The sequence below is a fragment of the Streptomyces sp. NPDC101237 genome (genome assembly GCF_044767465.1).
In the GTDB taxonomy this organism is placed as follows: domain Bacteria; phylum Actinomycetota; class Actinomycetes; order Streptomycetales; family Streptomycetaceae; genus Streptomyces; species Streptomyces gramineus.
Genome location: NZ_JBIWNY010000011.1, coordinates 133,136 through 157,571 on the forward strand (window position 1 = coordinate 133,136; position 24,436 = coordinate 157,571).

General features: G+C 72.4%; 21 protein-coding genes and 1 pseudogene. 6 read left to right on the forward strand and 16 right to left on the reverse strand.

The genetic code is table 11. The annotated features are described in order from the left end of the window. Nucleotides 1–41 precede the first annotated feature (41 nt). Nucleotides 42–1,463, forward strand: a complete 1,422-nt coding sequence (locus ACIRQ9_RS18995) for a lipase maturation factor family protein (protein ID WP_404174228.1) — start codon at nucleotides 42–44, stop codon at nucleotides 1,461–1,463. Here ACIRQ9_RS18995 and ACIRQ9_RS19000 read toward each other — a convergent pair. The 8 genes from ACIRQ9_RS19000 to ACIRQ9_RS19035 are packed head-to-tail and all read right to left on the reverse strand — an operon-like array spanning nucleotide 1,451 to nucleotide 9,342. Beyond that, nucleotides 1,451–2,281: an amidohydrolase family protein gene (locus ACIRQ9_RS19000; RefSeq protein WP_404174231.1), complete on the reverse strand. Its 831-nt coding sequence runs from the start codon at nucleotides 2,279–2,281 to the stop codon at nucleotides 1,451–1,453. The genes ACIRQ9_RS18995 and ACIRQ9_RS19000 overlap by 13 nt on opposite strands. Then, entirely contained in the window at nucleotides 2,278–2,592 is a 315-nt protein-coding gene (locus ACIRQ9_RS19005) for an L-rhamnose mutarotase (protein WP_404174234.1), read from the reverse strand. Before ACIRQ9_RS19005 ends, ACIRQ9_RS19000 begins: the two co-directional genes overlap by 4 nt. Beyond that, complete coding sequence (locus ACIRQ9_RS19010; RefSeq protein WP_404174237.1) at nucleotides 2,589–3,575, reverse strand: aldo/keto reductase; 987 nt, start codon at nucleotides 3,573–3,575, stop codon at nucleotides 2,589–2,591. Before ACIRQ9_RS19010 ends, ACIRQ9_RS19005 begins: the two co-directional genes overlap by 4 nt. Continuing rightward, on the reverse strand, nucleotides 3,572–4,327 hold the full coding sequence (locus ACIRQ9_RS19015; protein ID WP_404174240.1) for an SDR family NAD(P)-dependent oxidoreductase: 756 nt from the start codon (nucleotides 4,325–4,327) through the stop codon (nucleotides 3,572–3,574). The genes ACIRQ9_RS19010 and ACIRQ9_RS19015 overlap by 4 nt, the downstream gene beginning before the upstream one ends. Beyond that, entirely contained in the window at nucleotides 4,324–5,673 is a 1,350-nt protein-coding gene (locus ACIRQ9_RS19020; RefSeq protein ID WP_404174243.1) for an L-fuconate dehydratase, read from the reverse strand. Before ACIRQ9_RS19020 ends, ACIRQ9_RS19015 begins: the two co-directional genes overlap by 4 nt. 42 nt (nucleotides 5,674–5,715) lie before the next feature. Further along, on the reverse strand, nucleotides 5,716–6,750 hold the full coding sequence (locus tag ACIRQ9_RS19025; RefSeq protein ID WP_404174246.1) for an ABC transporter permease: 1,035 nt from the start codon (nucleotides 6,748–6,750) through the stop codon (nucleotides 5,716–5,718). Next, the gene (locus ACIRQ9_RS19030) at nucleotides 6,743–8,275 is read right to left on the reverse strand and encodes a sugar ABC transporter ATP-binding protein (RefSeq protein ID WP_404174249.1); all 1,533 of its coding nucleotides are present in this window, start codon (nucleotides 8,273–8,275) and stop codon (nucleotides 6,743–6,745) included. Before ACIRQ9_RS19030 ends, ACIRQ9_RS19025 begins: the two co-directional genes overlap by 8 nt. Then, on the reverse strand, nucleotides 8,272–9,342 hold the full coding sequence (locus ACIRQ9_RS19035) for a sugar ABC transporter substrate-binding protein (protein ID WP_404174252.1): 1,071 nt from the start codon (nucleotides 9,340–9,342) through the stop codon (nucleotides 8,272–8,274). The genes ACIRQ9_RS19030 and ACIRQ9_RS19035 overlap by 4 nt, the downstream gene beginning before the upstream one ends. Before the next feature lie 179 nt (nucleotides 9,343–9,521). Here ACIRQ9_RS19035 and ACIRQ9_RS19040 point away from each other — a divergent pair, with 179 nt between their 5' ends. Further along, nucleotides 9,522–10,223 carry a FadR/GntR family transcriptional regulator gene (locus ACIRQ9_RS19040; protein ID WP_404174516.1) on the forward strand — a complete coding sequence of 234 codons (702 nt, stop codon included), beginning with the start codon at nucleotides 9,522–9,524 and terminating at the stop codon, nucleotides 10,221–10,223. A 96-nt stretch (nucleotides 10,224–10,319) separates the two neighbouring features. Here the strand turns inward: ACIRQ9_RS19040 and ACIRQ9_RS19045 are convergent, their stop codons facing one another. The 5 genes from ACIRQ9_RS19045 to ACIRQ9_RS19065 form a co-directional block, all read right to left on the reverse strand. Continuing rightward, nucleotides 10,320–13,334 carry an alpha-mannosidase gene (locus tag ACIRQ9_RS19045; protein WP_404174255.1) on the reverse strand — a complete coding sequence of 1,005 codons (3,015 nt, stop codon included), beginning with the start codon at nucleotides 13,332–13,334 and terminating at the stop codon, nucleotides 10,320–10,322. 186 nt (nucleotides 13,335–13,520) lie between these two features. Continuing rightward, nucleotides 13,521–14,768, reverse strand: coding sequence for a glycosyl hydrolase (locus ACIRQ9_RS19050; RefSeq protein ID WP_404174258.1), 1,248 nt, complete (start codon nucleotides 14,766–14,768; stop codon nucleotides 13,521–13,523). A 53-nt stretch (nucleotides 14,769–14,821) separates the two neighbouring features. After that, on the reverse strand, nucleotides 14,822–15,688 hold the full coding sequence (locus tag ACIRQ9_RS19055; protein WP_404174261.1) for a carbohydrate ABC transporter permease: 867 nt from the start codon (nucleotides 15,686–15,688) through the stop codon (nucleotides 14,822–14,824). After that, nucleotides 15,685–16,572 (reverse strand): carbohydrate ABC transporter permease, encoded by an 888-nt coding sequence (locus ACIRQ9_RS19060; protein ID WP_404174264.1) that lies wholly within the window; start codon nucleotides 16,570–16,572, stop codon nucleotides 15,685–15,687. Before ACIRQ9_RS19060 ends, ACIRQ9_RS19055 begins: the two co-directional genes overlap by 4 nt. 10 nt (nucleotides 16,573–16,582) lie before the next feature. Then, nucleotides 16,583–17,875: an ABC transporter substrate-binding protein gene (locus ACIRQ9_RS19065; RefSeq protein ID WP_404174267.1), complete on the reverse strand. Its 1,293-nt coding sequence runs from the start codon at nucleotides 17,873–17,875 to the stop codon at nucleotides 16,583–16,585. A 225-nt stretch (nucleotides 17,876–18,100) separates the two neighbouring features. On the opposite strand from ACIRQ9_RS19065, the gene ACIRQ9_RS19070 reads away from it, so the two are divergent. After that, nucleotides 18,101–19,147, forward strand: a complete 1,047-nt coding sequence (locus ACIRQ9_RS19070; RefSeq protein WP_404174270.1) for a LacI family DNA-binding transcriptional regulator — start codon at nucleotides 18,101–18,103, stop codon at nucleotides 19,145–19,147. Between the two features lie 43 nt (nucleotides 19,148–19,190). Here ACIRQ9_RS19070 and ACIRQ9_RS19075 read toward each other — a convergent pair. Beyond that, nucleotides 19,191–20,525: pseudogene (locus tag ACIRQ9_RS19075) on the reverse strand (alpha-L-fucosidase). Nucleotides 20,526–20,637: 112 nt separating this feature from the next. On the opposite strand from ACIRQ9_RS19075, the gene ACIRQ9_RS19080 reads away from it, so the two are divergent. After that, complete coding sequence (locus ACIRQ9_RS19080) at nucleotides 20,638–21,981, forward strand: amidase (protein WP_404174273.1); 1,344 nt, start codon at nucleotides 20,638–20,640, stop codon at nucleotides 21,979–21,981. 46 nt (nucleotides 21,982–22,027) lie between these two features. Here ACIRQ9_RS19080 and ACIRQ9_RS19085 read toward each other — a convergent pair whose 3' ends face one another. Together ACIRQ9_RS19085 and ACIRQ9_RS19090 are read right to left on the reverse strand one after the other, a co-directional pair. Then, nucleotides 22,028–22,510 (reverse strand): GNAT family N-acetyltransferase, encoded by a 483-nt coding sequence (locus ACIRQ9_RS19085; RefSeq protein WP_404174276.1) that lies wholly within the window; start codon nucleotides 22,508–22,510, stop codon nucleotides 22,028–22,030. A gap of 54 nt (nucleotides 22,511–22,564) precedes the next feature. Beyond that, the gene (locus ACIRQ9_RS19090; RefSeq protein ID WP_365286255.1) at nucleotides 22,565–22,738 is read right to left on the reverse strand and encodes a hypothetical protein; all 174 of its coding nucleotides are present in this window, start codon (nucleotides 22,736–22,738) and stop codon (nucleotides 22,565–22,567) included. Nucleotides 22,739–23,218: 480 nt separating this feature from the next. Between ACIRQ9_RS19090 and ACIRQ9_RS19095 the strand changes: the two genes are divergently transcribed. Both ACIRQ9_RS19095 and ACIRQ9_RS19100 read left to right on the forward strand, forming a co-directional pair. Beyond that, nucleotides 23,219–23,596, forward strand: a complete 378-nt coding sequence (locus ACIRQ9_RS19095; RefSeq protein ID WP_404174280.1) for a hypothetical protein — start codon at nucleotides 23,219–23,221, stop codon at nucleotides 23,594–23,596. A gap of 25 nt (nucleotides 23,597–23,621) precedes the next feature. Then, the gene (locus ACIRQ9_RS19100) at nucleotides 23,622–24,428 is read left to right on the forward strand and encodes an SDR family oxidoreductase (protein WP_404174283.1); all 807 of its coding nucleotides are present in this window, start codon (nucleotides 23,622–23,624) and stop codon (nucleotides 24,426–24,428) included. Nucleotides 24,429–24,436: the final 8 nt, after the last annotated feature.

A 24,436-nucleotide genomic window follows, 5' to 3' on the forward strand; every position in this document is an offset into this window, starting at 1 on the left:
GGGCCGGGGCGCGGACCGCAGAGAGGCAGGGGCGCACGGCCGTGGACTGGTTCACCGCACCCGGGTACTGGCTGAGCCGGCTGGTCTTCCAGCGGGCGCTGGCCGGCGTGTACCTCGTCGCGTTCCTGACGGCGGCGCTCCAGTTCCGGGCGCTGCTCGGCGAGCGCGGGATGCTGCCGATCCCGCGGTACGTCGCCCGGGTCCCGTTCCGGCGGGCGCCGAGCCTCTTCCACCTGCGCTACTCGGACCGCTTCTTCGCGGCCTGCGCCTGGACCGGGGGCGCGGTGTCGGCGGCGCTGCTGGCCGGACTGGACTCGCGGCTCCCGCTGTGGGCCGCGACGGTGCTGTGGCTGGTCCCGTGGGCCCTGTACCTCTCGATCGTCAACGTCGGCCAGACCTGGTACGCGTTCGGCTGGGAGTCGCTGCTCCTGGAGGTCGGTTTCCTCGCCGCCTTCCTCGGCAACGACGAGGTGGACCCGCCGGTCGTCGTCCTGTTCCTGCTGCGCTGGATCCTGTTCAGGGTGGAGTTCGGCGCGGGTCTGATCAAGATGCGCGGGGACGCCTGCTGGCGCAAGCTCACCTGCCTCCACTACCACCACGAGACGCAGCCGATGCCGGGCCCGCTGAGCTGGTTCTTCCACCACCTGCCGGGGCCGGTGCACCGGGCCGAGGTGGCCGCCAACCACGTCACCCAGCTCGTGGTCCCCTTCCTGCTCTTCACCCCGCAGCCGGTCGCCACGGCGGCCGCGTCGCTGATGATCCTCACCCAGTTGTGGCTGGTGGCCTCCGGCAACTTCTCCTGGCTGAACTGGATCACCATCGTGCTGGCCCTGTCGGCGCTGCGGCTGCCGTCCGGCCGCACCGCCGCGGCCGGCACGCCGCTCTGGTACGAGGCCGTCGTCCTCGCCGTCGCCGTCCTGCTGGTCTGCCTCAGCTACCGCCCGGTGCTGAACATGGTCTCCCGCCGCCAGGTCATGAACCGCTCCTTCGACCCGCTCCACCTGGTCAACACCTACGGCGCGTTCGGCAGCGTCAGCCGGGTGCGGTACGAGGTGGTGGTCGAGGGCACGCTGGCGGAGGCTCCGCGCGAGGACGCGGACTGGCGGGAGTACGAGTTCAAGGGCAAGCCCGGCGACCCGCGGCGCTGGCCGCGCCAGTTCGCGCCCTACCATCTCCGCCTGGACTGGCTGATGTGGTTCGCCGCCCTCTCCCCCGCGTACGCCGACGACTGGTTCGGCGGCCTGATGGAGCGCCTCCTGGAGAACGACCGGGACACGCTGCGGCTGCTGCGCCGCTCGCCCTTCCCGCCCGACCGGCCGCCGCGCTTCGTGCGCGCCCGCCTCTTCCGCTACCGCTACACCGGGTGGCGGGAGCTGCGGGAGACGGGCGCGTGCTGGGAGCGGTCGTACGTGCGGGAGTTCATGCCGCCCACGCGGCTGACGAAGGCGGCTCAGAGGCAGTAGACACGGGCGGCGGTGGTCTCGAAGACCTGGGTGCGTTCGCCGGGGCCTATCAACTGCTGGGATGCGCGGAGGACTTCGGCGTAGGTGCCGGCCAGGAGGCAGACCGGCCAGTCCGAGCCGAACATCAGGCGGCCGGGGCCGAAGGCGTCCAGGACCGTCTCCGCGTACGGGCGGAGGTCCTCGACCGTCCAGGAGGCGGGGTCGGCCTCCGTGACCATGCCGGAGAGTTTGCAGACGGTGTTGGGCAGGGCCGCCAGCGCGCGCACCGCGCCGGCCCATGGGTCGAGGGCGCCGGAGGCGATCGGCGGTTTGCCCAGGTGGTCGAGGACGAAGGTGAGCCGCGGATGGGCCTCGGCCGCCTTGACGGCCGCCGGCAGTTGGTGGGGCCGCACGACCAGGTCGTAGACGAGCCCGGCCTCGGCGACCGCTTCCAGCCCGCGGTGGACGTCGGGGCGCAGCAGCCACTCCGGGTCCGGTTCGTCCTGCACCTGGTGGCGGATGCCCTTCAGGTGGGCGCCGCCGGGGAGTTCGCGCAGGCGGGCCAGTTCGTCGGCGACCGCCGGGTCGGTCAGGTCGGTCCAGCCGACGACCGCGGCGACCAGGTCGTGGGCTGCGGCCAGGGCCAGGAACTCGGGGGTCTCGTCGCGGACGGTGACCGTCTGGACCAGGACCGTGCGGGTCACGCCGGCCGCCCGCGCCGCGGGCCGGAGGTCCTCGACGCCGAAGTTCCGTCTGAGGGGCCGCAGTCCGGGCCCGGTGATCCAGCCCTGGTCGCGCACCGAGAGGTCCCAGACGTGGTGGTGCGCGTCGACGGTCACGGCAACTCCCAGACGACGGGCAGACCGGCGTCCGTGCCCGCCCCGGAGTAGTCGTGGACGACGTCGAGCAGTTCGGCCATCCGGGCCTGCCAGGCGACGTTGACCGGCAGCTTCTCCAGCTCGGCGAGGAGCGCGCCGTAGTCGGCGCACTCCAGCACGTGGAAGAGGTCGGTGCCGCTGCGCCAGATGGTCCAGGAGGTGGCGCCGGCCGCGCGGATGGCGTCGGAGAGCGCGGCCGGCACCTCGCGGTGGGCGGCCTCGTACGCGTCGACGCGGTCCGCGCGGACCTTGGTGTGCAGGGCGACTCTCATGACGGGTCCTCCGTCGGCAGCGGGGTGTCGGCGGGCAGGATTTCCGCGGCGCGCAGTTCCTGCCAGAAGGCGGCGGGAGGGGGGGTGGCGAACTGGCGTGCCCCGTCCTCGATCTCCGCCGCCGAGCGGGCGCCGACCAGCACGCTCGCCACGGCCGCGGGAGCGGCGCAGAAGGCGAGGGCGGCCGCGCGGAGCGTGGTGCCGTGCTGTTCGGCGAGCGTCTTCAGCCGCACGGCGCGGGTGAGCAAGTCGGCCGGGGCCCGCGTGTAGTTGTACGTGGCCTCGGGCCTCGGATCGGCCAGCAGACCGGAGTTGAAGGCGCCGCCGATCACCACGGACGCGCCGCGTGCGGCGGCGGCCGGGAGCAGGTCGGCCAGGGCGCTCTGGTCCAGGAGGGTGTAGCGGCCGGCGCACAGCACCACGTCGACGTCGGTGTCGCGGACGAACCGGGTGAGCATGGCCGTCTGGTTCATGCCGGCGCCGATGGCGCGGACGACGCCCTCGGAACGCAACTTCTCCAGGGCCGGGTAGCCCTCGCGGAAGGCCTGCTCGGCGTGGTCGTCGGGGTCGTGGAGGTAGACGACGTCGATCCGGTCGAGGCCGAGCCGGTGAAGGCTCGCCTCCAGGGTGCGGCGGATGCCGTCGGCGGTGAAGTCCCAGACCCGGCGGTGGGTGTCGGGCACGGCGAAACCGTCGGCGAGGTCGTCGCCGTCCCCGGGCCCCGGCTCCAGGCGGCGGCCCACCTTGGTGGAGAGGGTGTAGGCGTCCCGGTCGTACGCCCGCAGCGCCTGTCCGAGCCGCCGCTCGGACAGGCCGAGGCCGTAGTGCGGGGCGGTGTCGAAGTAGCGGACGCCCCGCTCCCAGGCGGCGGTGACCGTGTCGTGGGCCTGCCGGTCGGGGACGTCGGTGTACAGGTTGCCGATCGCGGCGGTGCCGAGCCCCAGCGGGCTGACCGGGACGCCGCTGCGGCCGAGGGCGTTCACCGGGCCGCCGGGCGCAGCCTGAGGCCCTGCATGCCGCCGTCGACGGCGAGGGAGGTGCCGGTGGTGGCGCCCGACAGCGGACTCGCCAGGTAGGCGATGGCGCCCGCGACCTCGGCGGCGGAGACCAGCCGGCCGGAGGGCTGGCGGGCCTCCAGGGCGGCGCGTTCGGCGGCCGGGTCGGGGGCCTTGTCGAGGAGGCGGCCGATCCACGGGGTGTCGGCCGTACCGGGGTTGACGCAGTTGACGCGGACGCCCTCGCGGAGGTGGTCGGCGGCCATGGCGAGGGTGAGGGAGTACACGGCGCCCTTGGTCGCGCTGTAGAGGGCGCGCTGGGGCAGCCCGGCGGTGGCGGCGATGGAGCAGGTGTTGACGATCGCCGCGTGCCGCGAGCGGCGCAGGTGGGGCAGGGCGGCGCGGGCGGTGCGGACCATGCCGAGGACGTTGACGTCGAAGACGCGGTGCCATTCGTCGTCGTCGTTGTCCTCGACCGTGCCCTGCGCGCCGACACCGGCGTTGTTGACCAGGACGTCGAGGCCGCCGAGGGCCTCGGCCGCGTCGGCCACGGCCGAGCGCACGCGGGCGTCGTCGGTGACGTCGGCGCGGAAGCCGAGCAGCGGTTTCGCGACGGCCGACGGGTCCAGGTCGAGGACGGCGACCCGGGCGCCGCGTTCGGCGAGGAGTTCGGCGGTGGCCCGTCCGATCCCGGAGGCGCCGCCGGTGACCAGGGCCCTCAGTCCCTCGAAGTCGGTCATGCGGCCTGTCCCTTCCGGGTGTCGGGGTCGGCGGCCCAGAAGGTGCCGCCGGGGAAGGTGTACTCGGCGACGGACTCCGGTCGCATGGCGGCCGAGAAGCCCGGTGCGGTGGGTGCCGTGTAGTGACCCTGCCGGATGACCACCGGGTCGCGGAAGTGCTCGTGCAGATGGTCGACGTACTCGATGACCCGGTCGTCGGTGGTGCCGGCGACCGCGAGGTAGTCGAACATCGAGAGGTGCTGGACGAGTTCGCACAGGCCGACACCGCCCGCGTGCGGGCAGACGGGCACGCCGAACTTGGCGGCGAGCAGCAGGACGGCGAGGTTCTCGTTGACGCCGGCCACCCGGGCCGCGTCGATCTGGACGACGTCGATGGCACCGGCCTGGAGCAGCTGCTTGAAGACGATCCGGTTCTGCACGTGTTCGCCGGTGGCGACCTTGACCGGGGCCACCGCGCGGCGGACGGCCGCGTGGCCGAGGATGTCGTCGGGGCTGGTGGGTTCCTCGATCCAGTACGGGTCGAACTCGGCGAGCGCCTTGGTCCAGCGGATCGCCTCGTCGACGTTCCACCGCTGGTTGGCGTCGACGGCCATCCGGATGTCCGGGCCGACGACCGCGCGGGCCACCCGGCAGCGCCGGATGTCGTCCGCGAGGTCGGCGCCGACCTTCAGCTTGATCTGCCGGAAGCCGTCGGCGACCGCCTTGGCGGCGAGCCGGGTGAGCTTCTCGTCGTCGTAGCCGAGCCAGCCGGCCGAGGTGGTGTAGGCGGGGAAGCCGCTTTCCAGGAGCCGGGCCCGGCGCTCGTCGGCGCCCGGCCGGGCGCGCCGGAGGATGCCGAGGGCCTCCTCGGGGGTGAGGGCGTCGGTGAGGTAGCGGAAGTCGATCTGGCGGACGATCCACTCGGGTTCGGCGTCGGCGAGCAGCTGCCACAGCGGTTTCCCGGCCCGGCGCGCGGCCAGGTCCCACACCGCGTTGGTGACGGCGCCGATCGCCATGTGCATCACCCCCTTCTCGGGGCCGAGCCAGCGCAGCTGGCTGTCGCCGATCAGGTCCCGGAAGAGGGTCGAGGGATCGTCGCAGATCTCGTCGACCGGGCGGCCGAGCACGTGGTTCCGCAGGGCGTCGATCGCGGCGACCTGGACGTCGTTGCCCCGCCCGATGGTGAACGTGAACCCGTGTCCCTCCTGCCCGTCGGCGGCGTCGGTGCGCAGGACGACGTACGCCGCCGAGTAGTCGGGGTCCGGGTTCATCGCGTCGGAGCCGTCGAGCTCGCGCGAGGTGGGGAAGCGGATGTCGTAGGTGTCGACCGCGGTGACGCGCGCGCGGGGGCCGGGGCTCGGGGACACGCAATTGCCTTTCCGTCGGGGGTGGTTCGGGACGCGGGCCGTTCAGTCCTGCGCTCGTCCCGTGGTGACGCGGGCGATCATCAGAGCGACGAGGATGATGCCGCCGTAGATCGCCTGGATCCAGAACGAGGGAACCTGCGCCAGGGTGAGCAGGTTCTGCACGACACCCAGCAGGAGTACGCCGGTCAGGGCGCCGAACATGGTGCCCTTGCCGCCCTCCAGGCTGATGCCGCCGATGACCGCCGCCGCCATCACCGTGAAGATCATGTTGTTGCCCTGGTTGGCGCTGATCGCGCCGACGTAGCCCGTCTGCATGATCCCGCCGACGGAGGCGAGGACGCCCGCGACGACGGAGACGCCGAGCACCACCCGGTCGACGCGGATGCCGGCCGCGCGGGCCGCCTCCGTGTTGCCGCCGATGGCGTACAGGGCGCGGCCGACCCGGTGGTACTTGAGGATCAGCCCGGCCGCGCCGAAGGCGACCGCGGCCAGCCACACCGACAGCGGGACCCGCAGGAAGGTGGAGGTGGCCAGGGAGAAGAACGCGTCGGGCATGCCGAACAGCGTCTTGCCCTTGGTGGCGCCGACGAGCAGCCCGCGCAGCACGATCAGCATGGCGAGGGTGACGATGAAGGCGTTGAGCTTGAACTTCACCACCAGGACGCCGTTGAAGGCGCCGATCAGCCCGCCGACGACGAGGACGGCGAGCAGGGCGAGCCCGGCCGGCCAGCCGGTGCCCCAGCCGGACTCCGCGCTCGGCAGCACCAGCAGGGCGCCGACGGCCGGCGCGATGCCGACCACGGACTCCAGGGACAGGTCGATCTTCCCGGTGATCAGGATCAGCGATTCGGCGAGGACCACCATGGCCAGGGCCGCCGAGGCGCCCAGGATGGAGATGAGGTTGCGTTCGGTGAGGAACGAGTCGTTGACGATCGCGCCCAGGATCAGCAGCACCAGCAGGGCCGGTACGAGGGCGAGTTCGCGGACTCTGCGGAGCAGCACGGTCTTGGCGGCGCGGGCGTCGGGGACGTGCAGCGGGCCGGCGGCCGAGGCCGACGGGGCCTTCGTGTCAGCCATGGTCCACTCCTTCGGCCGGGGAGCCGGCTCCTGCGGGCATCGGGTCCACTCCTTCTATGGAGGCGATCAGCTCGTGGTCGCGCCAGCCCGCCGGGTGCTCGGCGACGACGCGGCCGTGGAAGAGGACGAGGACGCGGTCGCAGCGGCGCAGGTCGTCGAGTTCGTCGGAGACGACCAGTACGGCGGTGCCGTCCTCGCGGGCGTTGTCCATGCGGGCGAGCAGGGACTCCTTGGACTTCACGTCCACGCCCGCGGTGGGGTTGATGAGCACGAGCAGCCGGGGGTCGCAGGCCAGGGCGCGGGCCATGACCACCTTCTGCGCGTTGCCGCCGGAGAGGTCGGAGACGGGCTGGTCGGGGCCCTCGGCGTGGATGTCGAGGCGCTCGATCAGCTCGTCGGCGAAGCGGCGCCGGCGCTCGCCCGCGACGAACCCGAAGCGGCCGAGTCGGTCCAGGACGCTCAGGGTGGCGTTGTCGCCGATGCTCATCCCGAAGACCAGCCCCTGGCCGTGCCGGTCGCGCGGCACGCAGCCGACGCCGGCCCGGAGAGCGGCCCGCACGTCGCCGAACGGCAGCCGCTCGCCGTCGAGCCGCGCGGCTCCCGAGGCCGGCGTGTACAGCCCGGCGAAGGACTCCGCCAGCTCGGTCTTCCCGCTGCCGCTGGATCCGGCGATGCCGACGACCTCGCCGCGGCGCACGGTCAGGTCGATGTCCCGGTACGCCGGCGCGGTCAGGCCGCGTGCGTCCAGGACGACGGGTGCTTCGTCGGCCACCGCGTCGCGGCCGTGCCGCTGCTCGGCGATCGACTCCCCCGCCATCGCCTCCACCAGTGCGCGGCGCGGGAGTTCGGCGACGGGCGCGGTGGTGATCCAGCGGGCGTCACGGAGCACGGTGACGGTCTGGCAGACCTCGTAGACCTCCTGGAGGTGGTGCGAGATGAACAGGAAGGTCACGCCCGAGTCCTGGAGCGCCCGCATCCGGCTGAACAGCCGCTCGATCTCCCGGTTGTCGAGCTGCGCGGTCGGCTCGTCGAGGACGATGAACCGGGCGCCGAAGCTGAGCGCCCGGGCGATCTCGACCATCTGGCGGTCCTCGACCTTGAGGTCGGCGGTGCGGGCCTCGGGGTCGACTCGGACGTCCCAGGTGTCCAGCAGCGCGGCCGCCTCGCTCCGCAGCCGCCGCCAGCTGATGAACCCCCGGTGCGCGGGCTGCCGGTTGATGAACAGGTTCTCGGCGACCGTCAGTTCCGGTACGACCGTGGGCTTCTGGTAGACGCAGGCGACCTTGCTCCGCCAGGCGTCCCGGTCGGAGAGCGGGGGCGCGGGTTCGCCGTCGAAACGGACCGTCCCCTCGTCCGGGGCCTGGAGGCCGGTGAGGACGGTGACCAGGGTGGACTTGCCGGCGCCGTTGCGGCCGACGAGGGCGTGGGACTCGCCGGGCAGCACGGTGAGCCGGCCGTCGGCGAGGGCGACGGTGGGACCGTACCGCTTGACGACGTCGCGGGCCTCAACAAGTGGCGTGCTCATTTGACCGTGTTGCCCCACAGCTTCGGGTCGTCCACGTTGTCCTTGGTGACGAGCGGCGCGGGCAGCTGGTCCTCCAGGATGCCGCCGGGCAGCTTGACGATCGTGGAGTCGTGGTCGGTCGGACCGGGCTTGAACGTCTTTCCTTCCATCGCCGCCTTGATGTAGTACATGCCGTACTTGGCGTAGGCGTCGGCGGGCTGGGAGACGGTCGCGTCGATCTGGCCCTTGCGGATGGCGTCGAACTCCTGCGGGATGCCGTCGTTGGAGACGATCGTGATGTGGCCGCTCTGCCCGGCGGTCCTGAGCATGCCCTTGGACTTCAGGGTCTGCAGGGTGGGCGCCAGGTAGACACCTCCGGCCTGCAGGTAGATGCCCTTGATGTCGGGGTTGGCGTTCAGCAGGGTGTCCAGCTTGGAGGCGGCGGTGTCGGACTCCCACTTGGCCGGTATCTCCAGGACCTTGAGCTTCGGGTACTTCGTCCTCACGCAGGTGCGGAACGCCTCCGAGCGGTCCCGGCCGTTGACCGAGGCGAGGTCGCCCATGATCTGCACGACCTTGCCGCCGCTGACGTGCCGGCCGAGGTACTCGCAGGCCTTGGTGCCGTAGGCGACGTTGTCGGCGCGCACCACCATGGCGACCTTGCCCTTGTCGGGCGCCACGTCCACGGCGACCACGGGCACGCCCTTGCGGTCCGCCTGGTCGAGTCCCGCCTCGATGGCCGCGCTGTCCAGCGGGGCGACGACCAGCCCCTTCACGCCCTGGTTCAGCTCGTTGTTGATGTCGGTGATCTGCTGCGAGGGGTCGCTGTTGGAGTTGACCGTCTTCAGCGCCTCGACACCCTCCGACTTCGCCATCTTGGGTACGTAGTCGTTGTACGACTGCCAGAACGGCGAGGTCAGCAGGGGCAGGATCACCCCGACCTTGCCGGCTCCGCCGCCTCCGGCGCTGCCGCTGCCGGTGTCGTTCGTGCTGCCGCACGCGGCGAGCGCGAGCGAGGCGCCGACGGCCACGGCCGTCGCGCCGATGATCCGTGACCTGTTCCGCTTCCTCAGTGTTCTGCCGGGCATCGGGCAGCTCCTCATCGAGCGTGTTCGAGCAGATGCCCGCATACTTATCAGACCACTCAGCGCCTTCGACACCCTACGGACGCGGTTTTTCCGTGAATCGAACCGTAGTGGTCCGACCACCTGGCTGATTAGACTGCGGCGCACCGGGCGACAGGAGGAACGGTGTGGACGAGAGCGGCGTGGACGGGGCGGCCCCGCAGAAGGGCACGGTGACGCAGCGCGCCATCGAGCGGATCAAGGAGATGATCGGGGAGGGGAGGCTGGAGCCGGGCCAGCGGCTGCCGACGGAACGGGACCTCGCCGCCCAGCTGGGCATGTCCCGCAGCTCGATGCGCGAGGCGATCCGCGCGCTGACCGTCCTGGGCGTGCTGGAGGCCCGGCACGGCTCCGGCATCTACGTCACCCAGCTGGAGGCCGGTGACCTCCTGGAGACGTTCGGGGTGGTCGCCGACCTGTCCCGCGGGCCGCAGCTGGTGGAGCTGCTGGAGGTGCGGCGGGTCCTGGAGTCGACGGCCACCGCGCTGGCCGCCGCGCGGATCACCGCCGACCAGCTGGCCGAGGTGGAGAAGCACCTGACGGCGATGAACGCGACGGAGGACCCCGAGGAGATCCTCGCCCACGACCTCGCGTTCCACCGCGTGATCGCCGGGGCGGCGGGCAACGACACGATGGCCGCGATCCTGGAGGGCCTGTCCTCGCGGACGTTCCGGGCGCGGGTGTGGCGGGGGTACGAGGAGGAGGGGGCGTTCGCGCGGACGCGGCGCGAGCACGCCGCCATCCACCGGGCCCTCGTCGCCCGGGACCCGGAGGCGGCGAGGGCCACGGCGGCGGCGCACGTGGGTGAGGTGGAGGAGTGGCTGCGGCTGCAGCTCCGGGGGTAGGCGGCTGGTCTTCGGGTGAGGGACGACGGGGGCCGCCCGCGCCGCTCCGCCCCCGGCCTTCGGCCGGGGGTGCCCCCACCGTCCCTCATGGGGCGCTCAGACCCGCGCCAGTCGCAGAGTCACCAGCTCGAAGGGGCGCAGCCGCACAGGGACGCGGTTTCCCTCCCGCTCGGGGCGGTCCGCCAGCGGCCGCTCCAGCAGGTCAGTCGCCGTGACCTCCGCGACGTCGAAGCCCACCGTGAGCGTCGCGCGGGCGCGGCCGCCGTGGGCCTCGTGGAAGCGGACCACCACGTCGCCGCTGCCGTCGTCGGCCAGCTTCACGGCGGTGACGACCACGGCGTCGTTGTCGACGGTGACCAGCGGAGCCACCTCCCGGCCGCCCGTCACCCGGCGCTCGGGCAGGTTGATGCGCCAGCCCTCGCGCACCGCGTCCGCGATCCCCGCGCCCGGCACCAGCGCGTGCCGGAAGCGGTGGACGCCCTGGTCGGTCTCGGGGTCGGGGAAGCGCGGGGCGCGCAGCAGCGACACCCGGACCGTGGTCGTCGTGCCCCGGTCGCCGTCGGTGCGGACCGCGCGGGTCACGTCGTGGCCGTACGTCGAGTCGTTGACGACCGCGACCCCCCAGCCCGGTTCCTCCAGGTGGACGAAGCGGTGGTTGCAGGCCTCGAACTTCGCCGCCTCCCAGGAGGTGTTGGTGTGGGTCGGACGGTGGAAGTGACCGAACTGGGTCTCCGACGCGTACCGTTCGGCGTGCAGATCCAGGGGGAAGGCCAGTTTCAGGAACTTCTCCGTCTCGTGCCAGTCCACCTCCGTGTCGATGGACAGGCGGCGCTCCCCGGGCCGCAGGGACAGCACCTGGGAGACCGTGGAGCTTCCGAAGGACCGTACGATCCGGACCGAACGGCCGTCCTCCCCGGCCGTCAGCTCGTCGACGGAGGTCAGGTCCGTCACCGCGTTGCGGTAGAAGGCGTCGACGTCCCAGGCGTCCCACATGTTCGGGAAGTCCGGGTGCAGCTGGAGCAGGTTGGCGGCCGCGCCGGGGGCGACGGTCTCGCGCTCCGCCGTCGTGTCGTACACGGACACGACCAGGCCGCGAGCGTCGATCTCGATCCGGAGCAGTCCGTTGGCGAGGACGTGGCCGCCCTCGGGCCGCTCCGCCACCGTCACCCCCGCGGGCGGCGGCGTCTCGCCCGCGGCCCCGGCCGCAACGCCGTCGCGGGTGTGCGGTGCCGCGTTGAAGACCAGACTCCGCGTCCCCTCCCCGGCCAGCGCCCGCTGGGCGGCGTCGATGATCCCCTCCAGTTCGGCGGCGATCCGCCGGTAGGTGGCGCGGGCCTCGCGGTGCACCCAGGCGATCGACGAGCCGGGCAGGATGTCGTGGAACTGGTGGAGCAGGACCGTCTTCCAGATCCGGTCCAACTCCTCGTAAGGGTAAGGGACTCCGGTGCGTACGGCCGCGGTGGCCGCCCACAGCTCGGCCTCTCGCAGGAGGTGTTCGCTGCGCCGGTTGCCCTGCTTGGTCTGCGCCTGGCTGGTGAGGGTGGCGCGGTGCAGTTCGAGGTACAGCTCGCCGACCCAGACGGGCGGGTCGGGGTAGTCGGCCTCCGCCTTCTCGAAGAACTCCCGCGGGGTCTCCCAGACGACCGAGGGCGAGCCCTCCAGGTCCCGTACCCGGGCGGCCTTCGCCACCATCTCCCGGGTCGTGCCGCCGCCGCCGTCGCCCCAGCCGGTCGGCGCCAGGGAGTGCCGGGCCCGGCCCTTGTCCTTGAAGTTGCGCGAGGCGTGGGCGAGTTCGCTGCCCTTCATGGAGCAGTTGTAGGTGTCGACGGGCGGGAAGTGGGTGAAGATCCGGGTGCCGTCGATGCCCTCCCACCAGAAGGTGTGGTGCGGGAACGTGTTCGTCTGGGACCAGGAGATCTTCTGGGTGAGCAGCCGGGTGGTGCCGGCCGCCCTGATGATCTGCGGGAGCCCGGCGGCGAAGCCGAAGGTGTCCGGCAGCCAGGCCTCGTCGTTCTCGATGCCGAACTCGTCCAGGAAGAACCGCTTCCCGTGCACGAACTGACGGGCCATCGCCTCCGAGCCGGGCATGTTGGTGTCCGACTCCACCCACATCCCGCCGGCCGGGACGAACCGGCCGTCCGCGACCGCCTTCTTCACCCGCGCCCACACCTCGGGCCGGTGCTCCTTCACCCACGCCCACTGCTGGGCCTGGGACATGGCGAACACGAAGTCCGGCTCGTCCTCGGCGAGGGCGGTCATGTTGGCGGTGGTGCGGGCCACCTTGCGGACCGTCTCGCGCAGCGGCCACAGCCACGCCGAGTCGATGTGCGCGTGGCCCACGGCGCTGATCCGGTGCGCGGACGGTGCGGCCGGCACGGACAGGACGCCGGTGAGCCGGGAACGCGCCGCCTGCGCGGTGCCGTTGACGTCCTGGAGGTCGATCGCGTCCAGGGCCGCCTCGACCGCGCGCAGGATCTCCCAGCGGCGCGGGGCGTCCGCCGGCAGCTCGGCCATCAGCTCGCCGAGGACCTCCAGGTCGATCACCAGGTTCCACACGGTCTCGTCGAGGACGGCGAGGTCCATCCGGGTGAGCGTGTACTGCGGTTCGTCTCCGGCGGTGTCCTTGTCGCCGAGCGGAGTGGGGCGGAAGGGGTGGTAGTCGAGGATGACGGGGTTGGAGGCGGCCTCGACGTGCAGCCGGACCTCCTCGCCGCCCGCCACCGGGGCGCCGATCCTGACCCACTGGTTGCGCGGGTTGAGGCCCTTCACCGGGGTGCCGTCGGGCCGGTAGACCAGGCCCTCGCACTGGAAGCCGGGCATGTTCTCGTCGAAGCCGAGGTCGAGGACGGCCTCCACGGTCCGTCCCGCCCACTCCTCGGGGACGGTTCCGGTCACCCGGAACCAGCTGGTGCCCCACGGAGCGCCCCACCGGGCGCCCACCCGGATCGGGCCGGGCTCGGCCGCGAGTCCTTCGGCGACCGGCACGGGCTCGCCGGGCGCGTGCCACACGGCGACGTCCAGCGGCACGGACTCGGGGTACACGGCGGGACGGATGCGCTCGTCGAGGACGCGCCTGAGGCGGGCTTCCACCAAGCTGCGGTCGTCATGCATGTGGGGTGCTCCGTTTGTTCGTTACCGGGTGCCAGGTGTGCGTGGCGGTCACGGGGTCCGACGAGGTGTACAGCTCCCCTTCCGCGCGCACGTCGAACCGTGCCGCCGCCTCGCCCTGGTGCGGGGTGTGCCGGGTGACGTGCGCCGGGCCGGGCCGAGCGGCCTTCGTGCCCGGGGCGCCGGCGTTCACGAGCGGATCTCTCCCGGCGGGGTGGGGAGCACCTGATCGGGAGTGACGACCTCGGTGATGCCGCGCGCGGCGAGATGCTCGGGGTCATCCGCGCGGGTGTCCAGGACGGTGGTGGGGCGGGCGCCGTCGGCGGCCAGCCGGAACCAGGCGTCGAAGACGGGGCCGCCGGGCGCGCACCGGGAGCGCCGGGCCGGGTCGGCGGGCACGACGAGCGCCGTGGACCGCTGTGCCGCCGCCCGGGACCGGGCCGCGGCGAGGACGTGCGCGAGGTCCTTGGGCTTGCGGTCGTTGGTCAGCAGGCCGAGTCCGTATTCGAGTTCGGGGAAGTCGGCGAGGCCGCGGCTGACGTCGTGCGAGCACCACCAGGTGACGCCCCACAGGTCGGGGCAGTCCAGTACGGCGGTGAGGGTCGCCTCGGTGAACGCGGCCGCGTGCTCGGCGGGGATCAGCGGCGCGGGCGCGCCCACCTCCTGGAGCCACACGGGCCGGTGCGCGTCGTCGGCCCAGGCCTTGCTCAGCTCCACCAGGTAGGCGGCGTGCTGCTCGGTCTGCGGGGCGCCGCGGCCGTGGCGCTGGGCGGTGCCGTCGAACACCCAGGAGTGCACGGCGGTGAGGTCGCCGAGGCGGGCCGAGTGGGCCGGGGTGAAGGGCTGGTCGTCCTGGTACCAGGCGGCGTCGTAGGAGGCGTGCAGGTGCAGTCTGCCGGGGGCGGCCTCGGCGCAGGCGGCCAGCAGCCGGGTCAGCCAGGTCCCGGCCTCCCGCGCGGTGATCCGGTCCGGGTCGGGATGCGGGCCGGCGGCGAACTGGTTGACCTCGTTGCCGATGGTCATGCCGATGAAGTTCGGCCGGTCCGCGAGCGCCGCGGCGAGGGTGCGCAGGTAGGCGATCTCCCCGGAGACCACGTCGGGGTCGGTGAAGAGGTTGCGCCGGTGCCAGGTCCGGGTCCAGGCGGGCAGGAAGTCGAAGCTGCTCAGGTGGCCCTGGAGGCCGTCCACGTTGACGTCGAGGCCGCGTTCGGCGGCGGCGTCGGCGAGGGCGACGAGCTGCTCGACCGCGCGCGGCCGGATCAGGGTGCGGTCGGGCTGGAAGTAGGGCCACAGCGGGAAGACCCGGATGTGGTCGAGTCCGAGGGCGGCGATCGAGTCGAGGTCGGCGCGTACGGAGTCCAGGTCGAAGTCGAGCCAGTGGTGGAACCACCCCTCACTGGGGGTGTAGTTGACGCCGAAACGCACGGCCGGGGGCATGCGGTCTCCTTGCGGGATCGCGGGAGGTGGGACGCGGGGGGCGGGAGGGGGGTTCAGCCTTTGACGGCACCCTCGCCGACCCCGCGGAAGAAGTACCGCTGGAGGCAGGCGAAGAGGGCGATGAGCGGGGCCACGGCGATGACGGTGCCGGCGGCGACGAGGCGTTCGTCGTTGGCGAAGGTGCCGTGCAGGTAGTTGAGGCCGATGGTGAGGGTGAACCTGGAGGGGTCGCTGAGCACGATCAGCGGCCACAGGAAGTCGTCCCAGGCGCCCATGAAGGCGAAGATCGCGACGACGGCGACGGTGCCCTTGACCGACGGCAGGGCGATCCGCAGGAACCGCTGCCAGACGTCGGCACCGTCGACGTAGGCGGCCTCCTCGATCTCGTAGGGCAGGTTGAGGAAGGCGTTGCGCATCAGCAGGACGTTCATGGCGCCGATCGAGCCGGGCAGCACGACGCCGATCAGGGTGTTGTTGAGGCCGAGTTCCCGCATGGTGGTGAACTGGGCGATGATGATGCCCTCCACCGGCACGAGCATCGCGAGGATGAACACGAGGGTGGCCACCCGGCGGCCCCGGTAGCGCAGCCGGGCCAGGGCGTAGCCGGCGAGCGCGGAGCCCACGCAGTTGGTGACGACGCCGGCGCCCGCCACCTTCAGCGAGTTGAGGGCGTAGTCCCAGACGGGGATGGTGTCGGCGACCCGCCGGTAGTTGCGCAGGGTGGGATGTTCGGGCAGAAAGGTCGGGGGCGAGCTGAAGATGTTCTCGGTCGGCCCCTTGAGCGAGGTGGACAGCTGCCACAGGAACGGTCCGACGGTGACGGCCAGCACGACCAGCAGCAGGGCGTAGCGCAGGACCAGTTCGCCGATCCGGATGCGGCGGCCGTGCTCGTCGGTGAGGCGGGCCCGGGTGGCGGTCATGGGCGGTCCCTCCGGTCCGCGCGCAGCACGAGCAGCATCAGCGCGACGGTGACGACGAAGACGACGACGGAGAGCGCCGAGGCGTAGCCGACCCGGCCGGTCAGGCCGGTGCCGGTGCGCTGCACGAGCATCACGAGGGTGGTGTCCTCGCCGGCCGGGCCGCCGTCCGGGCCCGCCATCAGGTACACCTCGGAGAACACCTTGAAGGCGGCGACCGAGGAGAGGGCGGCGACGAGCACCATCGTGGAGCGTACGGCGGGCACGGTGACGGAGAGGAAGCGGCGTACCGCGCCCGCGCCGTCCACGGCGGCTGCCTCGTGCAGCTCGCGCGGCACGTTGGCGAGCGCCGCCAAGTAGATGATCATGTAGTAGCCGAGGCCTTTCCAGACCGTGACCGCCATCGCGCTCAGCAGGAGCAGCCACTGGTCGCTGAGGAACCCGACCCGGCCGATCCCGACCGTCTGGAGCAGGGAGTTGACCAGGCCGCGTTCGTCGAGGAGCCAGACCCAGATGAGCCCGACCACGACGATCGAGGCGACGACCGGGGTGTAGAAGGCGGACCGGAAGAAGGCGATGCCCGGGATGTTCTTCTGCACGAGCAGCGCGAGCAGCAGCGGCAGGAGGACGAGGGCGGGCACGACGACGACGATGTAGAGGGTGCTGTTGCGCAGGCCGGTCCAGAACATGTCGTCGTGGATCAGTTCGCGGAAGTTGGCGAGGCCGACGAACCGGCCGGGGATCAGGGTGCGGCGGTCGGTGAAGGAGTTGACCACCGTGGAGACGAACGGATAGAGCACGAAGGCGCCGACGACCAGCAGCCCGGGAGCGGCGAACAGCCAGGGACTGGTGGGCAGCTGACGCCGCACGCGGGGCACGCCGGCCATGACGGGCCTCTCAGCCCTGCTGCCGGAGCAGCTGGTCACAGGCCTTGACAGCGTTGTCCAGGGCCGCCTTGGGACTCTCCTTGCCCTGGAGGGCCTTGGCGACCTCGTTGCGCAGCGCGGTCTTCATCTGGTCGCTGAACAGGACCGGCGTGTAGTTGACCGCGGTCTTCAGGGACTTGGCGGCGGCGATCCGCACGCGCGTCTCGTCGGTGCCGTCCTCCTTGGTGAAGTACGGGTCGTCCAGGGAGCCGGCGGTGCTGGGGAAGATGGCGACCTGCTTGGCGAAGGACATCTGGTTCCGGGCGTCGGTCACGAAGTGCGCGAAGGCGACCGAGGCGGCCGTGTGCCTGGTCCTGGAGTTGACCATCACGCCCATCACGTACATGTTGACGTGCCCGGTGCTGGTGATCTGGTCGGTGATGCCGATGTTCTTGTACAGGTTCGGCGCCTGCTTCTGGAAGTTGGCGAGGTCCAGGGCGCTGCCGGGGTTCATGGCGACGGCCTCGGTGAGGAACTTCTTGCCGGAGGACTCCGGCGACGCCGTCAGCGCCTGCGGGTCGAGCGCCTTGGCGTCGTACAGTTCCTTGTACCTGGTGAGCAGTTCGACGCCCTTGGCGTCGTTGAAGGCGAACCCGGTGCCCTGCTGGTTCATCAGCTCGACGCCGTAGCGTCCGAAGTCCTCGACGGTGGGCACGTTGGCGAGGGTGGCGACCTTGCCGCCGCTCTTGCGGGCCATGTCCAGGGCGTCGGCGAAGAGGTCGTCGTAGGTCTTCGGCGGCTGCGCGGGGTCGAGTCCGGCCTGCCGGAACAGCGCCTTGTTGTAGAAGAGCGGCCCGGTGTTCAGGTACCACGGGAAGGCGTACGTCCCGCTCGTCCCCGGTATCCGGTGGCTGGCCCAGGCCCCGTCCAGGTACTCGGGGCGGTACTTCGCCGCCGCCTTGTCGAGGTCGAGGGCGAGGCCCGCCTTGGCGAGCGGAGCGACGAGGTCCGGGGAGACGTTGACGACGTCGGGCAGCGTGCCGCCGGCCGCGTCCGCGCTGATCTTGTCGGCGTAGCCCTCGGCCGGCTGGTCGATCCACTTCACGTGGGTGTCCGGGTACTTCTTCTCGAAGTCCGCGACCAGGCCCTCGAAGTAGGGCTTGAAGTTGGCGCGCAGGTTCCAGGTCTGGAAGGTGATGTCGCCCTCGACCTTGCCGGAGGCGTCGGTGGAACCGCCGCCGTCCTCGCCGGAACCGCAGGCGCTCAGCGGCAGGGCGAGGACGGCGGCAGCGGCGAGGGCGAGGGCTCTGCGGGAGATGCGCATGGTCCGTTGCTCCTTTGCAGCGGGGCGGCCGAAGGTGTCGGGCCAGACCCTGCACGCCGTTTTGGGCACGCGTCAATGGATTCGGCGTCGCTAAAGTCATTAGTGGCTCAAAGCCCCTGCTCAGCGGAGCGTTGCGGGCCTCTTGCCGCCGATCGCTAATGCGCTTTAGGGTGGGGGAACTCAAGCGCATTAGCGGATCACGTCCCCGATGAATGAGGAAGTGAGTTGGCGGAGAAACGCAGCCCCGCGCGCCGGCCGACGATGAAGGACATCGCGCGCAGGTCCGGGGTCTCCGAGAGCGCGGTCTCCTTCGCGCTCAACGGCCGCCCCGGCGTCTCCGAGACGACCAGGGCCCGGGTGCACCGGGTCGCCGAGCAGCTCGGCTGGCGGCCCAGCACGGCGGCCCGCGCCCTGTCCGGCGAGGGCGCGGCCACCGTCGGCTTCGTCCTCGCCCGGCCCGCGCACTCGTTGGGCGTGGACTCGTTCTTCCTGCAACTGGTCTCCGGCATCCAGGAGGTGCTGGCCGAGCGCCATCTCGGCCTGCTCTTCCAGATGGCCGAGGACGTGGGCGACGAGTGCGCGGTGTACCGCCGCTGGTGGGCGGAGCACCGGGTGGACGGCGTCCTGATGGTGGACCCGCGCGCCGACGACCCACGGCCCGCCCTGCTGGACGAACTCGGCCTGCCCGCGGTGGTGATCGGCGGCGCCCCCGACGGGCGCCGGCCGGGTCTGTCCACGGTCTGGGCGGACGACGCGGCCGCGATGGCGTCGGTGGTGGACGAGCTGACGGCGCTGGGCCACCGCAGGATCGTGCACATCGCGGGCCTGCCGGGCCTCGCCCACACCCAGCGCCGGATCCGCACGCTGCGCGCCGAGGCGGACGGCCGGGGGCTCTCCGAGGTCCGCTCCGTGACCACCGACTACTCGGACGCCGAGGGCGCGGCCGTCACCCGCCGGGTCCTGCGTGCCGCTCCGGCCCCGACGGCGCTGATCTACGACAACGACGTGATGGCGGTGGCCGGTGTCGCGGCCGCCGCCGAACTGGGCTGTGCGGTCCCGGACGACGTCTCCGTGGTGTCCTGGGAGGACTCGGCGCTGTGCCGCATGGTCAAGCCGTGGCTGTCGGCGCTCTCCCGCGACAGCGCCGAGTTCGGCCGGACGGCCGCCCGCGAACTCACCGCCCTGCTGGACGGCGGCCCGGCCCGCGCGGTACGGGTGCCGGTGCCCCGGCTGACGGTCCGGGGCAGCACGGCACCCGCCGCACGCTCCTAGCGCCTGGGCCGCACGCCGCCGGGCGTGCGGCCTCCCGTCGGGGTCAGCCGTGCCACTCCACCTTGAAGACCCACACGTGTTCGCCGGCCCGGCGGGTCGATCACCAGTGCTCCGCCGGTGACGGTCCAGGTCAGCGGCCGGTCGTGGCCGAGCATGGTGATCCTGTCGCCGGACCGGACCGGCACCGGCGCCTCGACGGTGAGCCGGGCGCCGGGCCGGGCCAGGGAGTGGATGTAGAAGGCCTCGTCCGGGCGGACGGTGAACCGGAGGCCCTCGCCGAACTGGGCCATCCGCGACCAGTAGGTGGTGCCGTACACGGCCTCGCCGTTGACCGCGAGCCAGGCGCCGGTCTCCCGCAGCCGGGTCTGCATGATCTCCGGGATGGTGCCGTCCGCACGCGGGCCGATGTCGAGCAGGAAGTTGCCGTTCTTGGAGACGATGTCGACCAGGCTGCGCACGACCTCCTCGGCGGTCATGTAGGAGCCGTCCGGGGTGGCCCGGTTGTAGCCGTAGCTGCGCGGGTCCAGTCCGCGGCTGGCCTCCCACTTGGCGACGACCGTGTCGGCGTACGTCGTGTACTCGGGCGTGGTGAAGTCGTGGAAGCCGATGCCGGAGCGGTCGTTGACGGTCACGTCGGCCGGACGGGCCCGGTTCTTGGCGTGGTTGAAGTACTCGGCGAGGACATGGAGGCTGTCGTTGTCGCCGCCGATGTCGCACCAGATTATCTCCGGGTCGTAGCCGTGGACCAGTTCGAGCATCTGCGGGGCCTGGAAGTCCCGTACGTAGTCCTTGCCTGAGGTGTATCCGGTGTACGGCAGGGGTTCCAGGGTGTACGGGTTGCGCGGGGCGTGGCCCGCCCAGGGACTGTCGGGGTTGAACCACGGCTGGAGGGAGAGCGCGAAGACGCGCAGGGCGGTCGTGCCGGCCTCGGCGGGGCCGGTGACCGGGAGCGTGAGGGCGACGGCCTCGCGCCGCGGGTCGGTCCACACCTCGCAGCTGCCGATCCCGACGCCGTGCTGGTCCTTGCCGCCGTCCGGCCGGTAGCGGTACGGCGCGGTCAGGGAGCCGCCCACCGCGTACCAGTCGGCGCCGCTCAGCCCGGCGGTGCTGGTGGTGCCGTCGGCGTAGTGGACGGTGGCCCGGCCGGAGGCGTAGCCGTAGCTTCCGGCGGTGAGGAAGAGACGGCCGACAGGTAGTGGCCCTTGGGCAGGTCGACGCGCTGGCCGCGTGCGACGACGTTGTTGGCCGCTCCCGCGGTGGCGGCGGGGAAGTCGAAGGCGATCCCGTCGACCTCCACGCGGCCGGAGGGGAGTTCCTCGCCCGGGAACGTGTAGCCGGAGCCGTCGAAGTCACCGCCGCGGGCGTCGGCGGTGTCGATGCCGTCGTTGTCGGTCGCCGCCGCTCTCGACGTGACGCCCCCGGAGCGGCAGAGTGCCCTTCTGTACCGACGAGTAAGCCCTTCCGCACCTTCCGCACCCCCAGGAGCACCCGTGACCAGCTGGGCCGGCCGGACCGCCGCCGACATCGCCGCCGCCGTGCGGGAGAGGCGGGTCGCTCCCCGCGAGGTGGTGGCCGAGCACCTGGACCGGATCGCCCGCCTCGACGGGCGCGTCGGCGCGTTCCGCACGGTCCGGGCCGAGGCGGCGCTCGCCGAGGCGGACGAGCTGGCCGCCCGCGCGGATCTCGGCGAACTCCCGCTGGCCGGGGTCCCGTTGGCCGTGAAGGACAATCTGGCGGTGCGCGGCGAGGCGCATCTGGACGGTTCGGCGGCGACACCGGACACCCCGGCCGACGCCGATCACGCCACCGTGGCCCGGCTGCGGGCGGCGGGCGCGGTGGTCGTGGGGCTGACGAACGTGCCCGAGCTGTGCGTCTTCGGCACGACCGACGGGGTCCACGGCATCTCCCGCAACCCGTGGGACACGCGGCGCAGCGCGGGTGGCTCCTCGGGCGGCAGCGCGGCCGCGGTGGCCGCCGGGCTGACGCCGATCGCCCTCGGCAACGACGGCATGGGCTCGCTGCGCATCCCGGCGGCCACCTGCGGCCTCGTCACCATCAAGCCGGGGTTCGGCGTGGTGCCGGCCGGGATCGGGCACGGCGACTGGTTCGGCATGTCGGAGAACGGGCCGCTGGCGACCTCCGTCGAGGACGTCCGGCTGATGCTTTCGGCCCTCGCCGGCACGGAGTTCGGGCAGCCCGAACAGGGGGGCGCGCTGAGGATCGCCGTCTCACGGCGCAGTCCACTGATCGGGACGACCGTGACCAGGCCGTATACGAACGCGGTGGCGGAGGCGGCCGGACTGCTGGCGGGCGCGGGCCACCGGGTGCGGCGGGCCGAGCCGCCGTATCCGGCGTCGATCGGCGTCACCGCGCTGCGGCACTGGACGGCGGGGACGGCGGTGGACGCGGCCGGACTGGACCCGGCGCTGCTGGCCCGGCGGACCCGGGTGCACGCGGCGATCGGCCGCCGGTTCCTGAGCGGGGTCCGCACGGGCGACTCCCGCGACCGGCTGCGCGAGCGGCTGACCCCGTTCTTCGCCGAGCACGACGTGCTGCTCACCCCGGCGCTGGCCCGCCGTGCCCCGCGGGCGGCCGCCTGGCACGAGCGGGGCTGGCTGAGCAACGCGCTGGCCGGCTCCGCCTACTCACCGCTGACGCCGGCCTGGAACCTCACCGGCTGGCCGGCGATGTCGGTGCCGTTCGGCATGCTGCCCTCGGGCACTCCGTGCGCCGTACAACTGGTGGGACGGCCGGGCTCGGAGGCGGCCCTGATGGCGGTGGCCGCCACCCTGGAGACCCTGCGGCCGTGGCAGCGGACGGCGCCCGTCGGCTAGGGCATGTCCGCCGGGCCGTCTCGCAGGCGGTGCGGGAGGAGTGCGGTCACAGCGCGCGGTACATGACGTGCAGGCCCACCGGACCGTGTACGGGGTGGTCGAAGGCCGCCGGGACCGTGCCGATGACGGTGAAGCCGAGCGAGGTCCACAGCGCCACGGCGGGGTTGGTCTCGACGACGGCGTTGAAGACCATGGAGCGGTAGCCCTGCGTGCGGGCCTCGGTGAGGACGTGTTCGGCGAGGGCCCGTCCGATGCCCTGTCCCGTCCGGTCGGGGTCGACCATGAAGCCGGCGTTGGCGACGCGCGCGGCCGGGCCGCCGTAGTTGGCGGTGAGGTAGGCGGAGCCGACGACGGCTCCGGTGGCGTCCTCGGCGACGTAGACCCGTTTCGCCGGGCTCATCCACAGGGCGCGGGCCGCCTCCTGCGAGGTATCGGGGTCCCAGCCGTACGTCTCGGCGGCGGCGACGATCCGGTGCCAGAAGGGCCAGATCTGCGGCCAGTCGGCCGCGGTTGCTGCTCTGATCGGCATGGGCGTGAGTCTCGCACGCCCATGCGTCGGCGATCGCGGAGGATGGACCGGCGGTCAGTCCACGCTCGGCAGGATGTGGGGCTCGGCGAGGTCGTCCTCGTACCCCGCGAGGCGGATCGGGGCGGACCGGGCCCACACGTCCAGGCTGCCGAGCTGTCCGGGCCGGCGGCCCGAGCGCTCCGTGCGTTCCTTGGGGCGCTGCTCGATGTTCGTCTTCTCCGGTGTCACCGCGCACTCCTTATGTGTCGGTCACCCTCGGGGCGTGCCGGACGGCGTTCCGGTGCCCGGCGCCCGCTCGGGTCTGGTCGATAGGCCGGTCGGGACGCGGTGGCGCCGGTATCTCACGACAGAGCAGGCCGTTGTCGGCCGGCTCGTCCCCGGGACGGACCGTGGGTGTGGGTGGGACCCCTTACTGCTGTCCGTCCTCTATAGATTAACCAAATGAGCGCAGGTCCGCTCGATAGGTAGTGCAAACAAGGTGTAACTATCGCGAGTCGGCGCACGCGTCGGTGACCCCGGAATACACCCTTTTGTAACATAATGCACCGTTCGAGCCCTGCCCGCCCAGGCGCAATATCGAACACTCGTTCCTGCCAAGAGACCTCGCTCTCCGCACGGGCCGAGCAGTTCAGGCGGCGTTGGCCGGGTCGAAAACTCCCCATGATCCGATGGCGGAGGACAACGGCTGTCTCGCGGAAGGACTGACGCATGGAGCTGCGCAGCGTCGAGGAGCTGATGGATCTGCTGTACGCCTGCCGTCACCAGCGAGCCCTGCGCACCGCGGCCCTGCTGCGCCGCAGCCGCCCCGCGGACAAGGAACTCCAGGTCGCGGGTCTGGTGCACGGCATCGAGGCACCGCCGGGCCGGTCCGACGGCACGGCAGACGCCGTACGGCACCTGCTCGGGGAGCGGGTCTACCACCTGGTGAGCGAGGACGGCGCCGCCACCGAGGACGACACGCTGCGCCTGCGGCAGGCCGACGAGGAGAGCCGCGCCGCCGGGTTCGACGCCGGCGTCCTGGAGGACTGGCGAACCGTCCTGGAACTGGTCGCGACCCGCAACTCCCGCCTCGGGGCTGTTGACTGACGGTCCGTCATGAGACGGTACGGCGATGATGCCGACGTACGGGCTCAGGGGCAGGGCGGCCGTCGTCACCGGCGGTACCCGAGGGATCGGGCGCGCGGTCGCCGGGGCGCTCGCGGCGGCCGGAGCCCTGGTGTGCGTGAGCGCGCGGGACACGGACGAGGTCCGGAGCACGGCCGCGGCGCTGGGCGGGACCGGCCTCGCGGGCAGCGTCGCCGAACCGGAGCACGCCCGGGAGCTGACCCGGCTGGCGCTCGGCGAGTTCGGCCGCCTGGACATCCTCGTCAACAACGCCGCCACCAATCGCCCCTACGGACCGCTCATGGACGCAGATCCCGGCGCGTGGCGCGAGGCGTTCACGGTCAACGTCGAGGGACCGCTGCGGCTGACGCAGTGCGCGTGGCGGGGCTGGATGCGCGAGCACGGCGGTTCGGTGGTCAACATCTGCACGGAGGGCGCCACCCATGTCGGCCCCGACGTCGGCGCCTACGGCACCAGCAAGGCGGCCCTGCTGCACCTGACCCGGCAGCTGGCCGGGGAGCTGGCGCCCCGGGTGCGGGTGAACTCGGTGTCGCCCGGCCTGGTGCGCACGGAACTGGCCCGTTTCATGTGGGAGCCGCGCGAGGCGGAGATCGCCGCCGGGCTGCCGCTGGGCCGCATCGGGGAGCCCGAGGACGTGGCGGGGGCGGTGCTGTGGCTGTGCTCGGACGCGGCGCGGTGGGTGACGGGTGCCGACATCCTGGTGGACGGCGGCACCCGGGTGCGGGCGGCGCACGCACCGGCCCCCGGACGCGGGGAGCCCGGCGACCGGCCCCCGCGGCCCGCACCCGCCTGACGGCCCGG

What these genes read in the sequence shown, in the direction of transcription:
- ACIRQ9_RS19060 (WP_404174264.1), bottom strand. Translation starts at nt 16,572, where the DNA reads ATGGCCGGCGTGCCCCGCGTGCGGCGTCAGCTGCCCACCAGTCCCTGG.
- ACIRQ9_RS19085 (WP_404174276.1), bottom strand. Translation starts at nt 22,510, where the DNA reads ATGCCGATCAGAGCAGCAACCGCGGCCGACTGGCCGCAGATCTGGCCC.
- ACIRQ9_RS19065 (WP_404174267.1), bottom strand. Translation starts at nt 17,875, where the DNA reads ATGCGCATCTCCCGCAGAGCCCTCGCCCTCGCCGCTGCCGCCGTCCTC.
- ACIRQ9_RS19095 (WP_404174280.1), top strand. Translation starts at nt 23,219, where the DNA reads ATGGAGCTGCGCAGCGTCGAGGAGCTGATGGATCTGCTGTACGCCTGC.
- ACIRQ9_RS19055 (WP_404174261.1), bottom strand. Translation starts at nt 15,688, where the DNA reads ATGACCGCCACCCGGGCCCGCCTCACCGACGAGCACGGCCGCCGCATC.
- ACIRQ9_RS19035 (WP_404174252.1), bottom strand. Translation starts at nt 9,342, where the DNA reads ATGCCCGGCAGAACACTGAGGAAGCGGAACAGGTCACGGATCATCGGC.
- ACIRQ9_RS19025 (WP_404174246.1), bottom strand. Translation starts at nt 6,750, where the DNA reads ATGGCTGACACGAAGGCCCCGTCGGCCTCGGCCGCCGGCCCGCTGCAC.
- ACIRQ9_RS19015 (WP_404174240.1), bottom strand. Translation starts at nt 4,327, where the DNA reads ATGACCGACTTCGAGGGACTGAGGGCCCTGGTCACCGGCGGCGCCTCC.
- ACIRQ9_RS19030 (WP_404174249.1), bottom strand. Translation starts at nt 8,275, where the DNA reads ATGAGCACGCCACTTGTTGAGGCCCGCGACGTCGTCAAGCGGTACGGT.
- ACIRQ9_RS19050 (WP_404174258.1), bottom strand. Translation starts at nt 14,768, where the DNA reads ATGCCCCCGGCCGTGCGTTTCGGCGTCAACTACACCCCCAGTGAGGGG.
- ACIRQ9_RS19005 (WP_404174234.1), bottom strand. Translation starts at nt 2,592, where the DNA reads ATGAGAGTCGCCCTGCACACCAAGGTCCGCGCGGACCGCGTCGACGCG.
- ACIRQ9_RS19045 (WP_404174255.1), bottom strand. Translation starts at nt 13,334, where the DNA reads ATGCATGACGACCGCAGCTTGGTGGAAGCCCGCCTCAGGCGCGTCCTC.
- ACIRQ9_RS19100 (WP_404174283.1), top strand. Translation starts at nt 23,622, where the DNA reads ATGATGCCGACGTACGGGCTCAGGGGCAGGGCGGCCGTCGTCACCGGC.